The organism is Pararobbsia alpina (genome assembly GCF_902859895.1).
GTDB classification, from domain to species: Bacteria; Pseudomonadota; Gammaproteobacteria; order Burkholderiales; family Burkholderiaceae; genus Pararobbsia; species Pararobbsia alpina.
The window spans coordinates 1-4,010 of record NZ_CADIKM010000113.1 but is presented as its reverse complement, the minus strand read 5'-3'; the positions used below and the strand labels follow the sequence as shown (position 1 = coordinate 4,010).

General features: G+C 60.3%; 5 protein-coding genes. 4 read left to right on the top strand and 1 reads right to left on the bottom strand.

Going from position 1 to position 4,010, the window contains the following annotated elements:
- Positions 1 to 184 precede the first annotated feature (184 nt).
- From HV670_RS31705 to HV670_RS31690, 4 genes are all read left to right on the top strand, one after another.
- Complete coding sequence (locus HV670_RS31705; RefSeq protein WP_343054530.1) at positions 185 to 442, top strand: TniB family NTP-binding protein; 258 nt, start codon at positions 185 to 187, stop codon at positions 440 to 442.
- Between the two features lie 236 nt (positions 443 to 678).
- On the top strand, positions 679 to 963 hold the full coding sequence (locus tag HV670_RS31695) for a hypothetical protein (protein ID WP_246258111.1): 285 nt from the start codon (positions 679 to 681) through the stop codon (positions 961 to 963).
- Positions 964 to 1,497: 534 nt separating this feature from the next.
- Positions 1,498 to 2,316, top strand: coding sequence for a formate/nitrite transporter family protein (locus HV670_RS29425; protein WP_175108455.1), 819 nt, complete (start codon positions 1,498 to 1,500; stop codon positions 2,314 to 2,316).
- Positions 2,317 to 2,766: 450 nt separating this feature from the next.
- A complete protein-coding gene (locus tag HV670_RS31690) occupies positions 2,767 to 3,690 on the top strand; it encodes a hypothetical protein (RefSeq protein ID WP_246258109.1) in 924 nt (307 codons plus the stop codon).
- 52 nt (positions 3,691 to 3,742) lie between these two features.
- Here HV670_RS31690 and HV670_RS29415 read toward each other — a convergent pair.
- Positions 3,743 to 4,010 (bottom strand): ATP-binding protein (locus tag HV670_RS29415; protein WP_246258108.1); only part of this gene is annotated, 268 nt, incomplete at its 5' end.

Genomic DNA, 4,010 nt, shown 5'->3' with positions numbered 1-4,010 from the left:
GCAGACAGTACATGCGCAACATTCTCGGCACTCCGATGGGCTGTCGGCCCACACGCCCGCTCTTCGGGTACAGCGGCTCGATCACTGCCATCAGGCGAGGCCACGGCACAACCGCTTCCAATTGCGGCGCACAAACGCGGTCTTCGGTAAGCGTCGTGCCCACGGCGATGTCGTAGGTTTGTTCGTGCTGGAGGACGATCTCGACCGAGGCTGCTCAGTCCCGGAATGGACAATTCGAGCGCCTCCCGCGAGTTCAGCGCCGGGAACGGATGCCGTGCTTATTCATGGCGATTCCAATATCGGGAAGACAAAAATTACAACGAAGCTCCGCCGTGCGCATCCCAATAAGTTTGACGACCGTAGCTGCGTCGAACGTTGGTCCGGGGTCGCCATGCAGATGCAACGCCCGACCGGCATCGATTTTACTCGGGCTATTTTTTGAGCTCGGCGCTCCGCCTAACGCTACCGCCGGTCTCGCCTCGCTGGAGAGGCTAACAAGCGACATTCTCAGACCCGCGGCGCCGCGGTCGTGGACGAAGTGCACCATCTGTTGGCCCGTACGTATCGGGAGCAAAGGGCGTCCCTAAACCTTCTCAAATACTCGCCACCGATTTGCAGATCAGTATGGTTCTAGTCGGCACTCGGGATGCGGTCCTGGCGCTACAGACGGACGCCCAAATGATCAGTCGATATCGACCCCGGCAGATGGCGCCCGCGGTATTCGCCGACGGAACGGATGTCGAGGAGGTATGGGGTCCGGCTGCTACGCTCGGAAAGCCAGCCCGCGACACAGTCATGGTCGCCCCCCGGCGTGGCCGCCGGGATGGCCAGCGCAGCGCGCGTTCGGCCCCGAAGGCCGCCGCATCGGCGCTGGCCGATTCGCGCGGTTCGTTCTCGCCGCTCGCGAGCTCGAACCCGAGGCGGGCCCAGCCCGCGGTACCGTCTTCGAGCAGCGCAACCTAATTTGCACGTCGGCCTCGATCAAGGTCGCCCCTGAACACGTTCTCCTCTGCGACGTTCTCGTCGCATAAACGAGAAAGAAATTCGAGCGGTCGCCGTGGACCTGTTCAAGGACCGCCTGGCCGGTTCGACATTGCTCCTTTGGTTGGCATCCTCCTGTACGTAAATGGTCCTCTATTTTGTGGCCAACTGATTGCCGATTCTCCTGCACTCGACCAAGCACTCGCGGGGCGAAACATCCCTGCTGCTGAGTCTGTCCCTCATCATGAAACCATATTCCCTATACCAATCTCTAACATAGCTAGACTAAAGTATAACTAGACTAAATTATTATCTAACTCAATAATTATAACGACCGATTTTTTTAAAAGCAGCATTTGCTTATTTAAATTTTGTCCGAATCACAGTTTTTGTTATCGATTATCACCATCGAACGAACAGGCGTGCACCGTGGAATGAGTCGTAATCTGATTTTCTGCCCGCCCCGACCAAGCGCCTGCCCGGGTCTCCCTAGTTGCAGCACTTAATGGAATGCCAATGTACGCAGATAACATCGATGAATTTGCAAAAATCGGCGCCCGCAAAGTGTCGACTATTCTTCGCTCGCCGCTCGGATTTCTGATTGGCGCAGGAATGGCCGGTGCCTACATCGGCTTTGGCGACATCCTGATGTTTTCGGTCGGCTCGCATGTCGATCCGGCTTATGTCCATCTGATCATGGGCGGGGTATTTGCCTGTGGGATGACTATCGTCATATGCGCTGGTTCGGAGCTGTTTACCGGCACAGCGATGTACATGCCGTTTGCGCTATTGCGGGGCGAGACCGGCATCGGCGGTATGGTGCTGGTCTGGGTGGTGTGCTGGATCGGAAACCTGATTGGCACGGTGGTGCTCGCTGCCATTCTTCACGCGGCCGGCGGGGGGGTGTTGCTAACCGACGGGTCAGCGGTTTTCTTCAAGGTAGTCGAGGCGAAGATGTCCACGCCGGGCTTGCCGCTGTTGGCGAAGGGCCTGTTGTGCAATTGGCTCGTATGTCTAGCGGTGTGGATGGCAGGTCGGACCAATAATGACGCGGCGAAGCTCGGCCTCATCTTCTGGCCCATTTTTGCGTTCGTCGCCTGCGGCTTCGAGCACTGCGTGGCCAACATGTTCGTGTTCGCGCTCGCACTGATGGCCGAGCACCCGGCCGAGATTACGCTCGCTGGTGCCATTCACAATGAAGTGTTCGTCACGTTGGGCAATCTCATCGGTGGCGCTATCTTCATGAGCCTGGGTTATTGGCTGCAGGAAGGCGGTATTGGCCATTCATCGACAGCACGCATGCGGGCGTTCGCTGGCAACGTTCTCAGGCATTGAAGCGGCAGCTCGTCTCTTCGTGTGCCGCGCCCGCTCGGGTGCGGTGCGACTCAGGCAGGCGATGCGTTACTGCCAGCAGCGCCGGCCATCGATTCGAGGCATAACCCGCGCGCAAAAGTCAACGGAAGTAAAGTAATGGAAAAATCTAAGCCACAGGGTCGAATCGACCCGTATTACCACCCGGCCGCGGGCTCAATCCACCCAAGATAAGTGCGTCTGCCGCGCCGGGACGCAATCAAATCAAAAGCACTTGACATCAAGCCAACTTCGCGGTGCCGCCAATGAGGATCGTTTTGATCTTCGTTGGCCAGGATGTCTTTTTCTACTCTGCTTGCCGATCTCGCGGCCCATATACAGACTGAGCAGTTTCGCCAGCTTACCCGCCATCCTGAGCAGCCCACGGCCTTCCAGCGTCGTCGCAAATTGCCTTTACCGACACTGATCGCGCTCATGCTCACTGGCATGCGCAAAAGCGTCCAAGCCGAACTGGACGAATTCTTCGCCCATCTGCAGCAGCAGGCACAATTGCTACGCCAAGTGTCCGAGCAAGCGTTCGCGCAGGCGCGCGCCAAACTCTCCACGACCGCCATTCCGGCGCTCAATGACTGGCTGATCGAGCAAGCCGGGCGCCATGGTTATGTGCCGCGCTGGAACGGCTTGAGGCTGGTGGCCGCCGATGCCTCCACCGTCCGGTTCGGCCTGCGCGCCGGCCACGTCAAGCGTGCCGCGCTGCCCGACCAGCTCGTGTTCGGACTCTTTCTCCCAGACGCTGAACTGATGCTGGCCGCCTCCCTGCATAGCGTGCTTGAGAGCGAGCGTGAAATGCTGTTCGAGCACCTGGATCGTCTCTCCAGCGACGATCTCCTGCTGCTCGATCGGGGCTATCCCTGCCGCTGGCCGCCTGCCGTCCTGAATCAGCGCGGCATCCCTTTTTGCATGCGCGTCGAGCAATCCGGCAATGGCGGCTTTGCCTGCGTACGTCAGTTTCTGCGCTCCGGCCTGGACGAGCAAATCGTGACCCCGCGTGCCCCGGATCATCGCGACCGTTCTCAGGTGCAATCAAAGTCCTTCGGTCTGCCGTGCTCTGCGATCATGTCGATTGCACGCGCACCCGAGCCTCTAGCAGCCTGTAGCGAAGCGAAGCCTCCGGTAATAGTCGGTGGCACCCCGATGTCAAGCAGCCTTACTTGCCGCCACCGGCCCCCCCAGCACCGCCACCGCCGCGGACCACCAGACCGACGCGGGTCGACGGGGCGGACCACCGTGAGGGCTTTGTGGTCGGGGGCGCAGCACGTGGGCACGTTTGATTCGAGGCGCGATACTTCGCATGTGGGCGTGGGCGCCACGGCTCCCGCAACGACGGGAAGGGGGTAGTGAAGGTAAACCGAACCGTGCGCTGCAGCGCTTTCCGATTGCCCGGCGCTCGCTACGAGCGCAGTCCCTCCGGGCTTGCCTGCGCCTTCTCCTTGGTCGGCAGCGTGAAGCGGAAAACGGCGCCGTGCGGCTCGTTCGGCGCGGCTTCGAGCCGTCCGCCGTGCGCCTCGACGATGGACCGGCTGATTGCAAGGCCCACGCCCATGCCCTCGGCCTTCGTCGTATAGAACGACTCGAACAGGCGGCCTACGTACCCGGGGTCGAGACCGGTGCCGGTGTCGGCTACCTCGACCATCGCGATGTCCGGGTCGGCCCTGGCT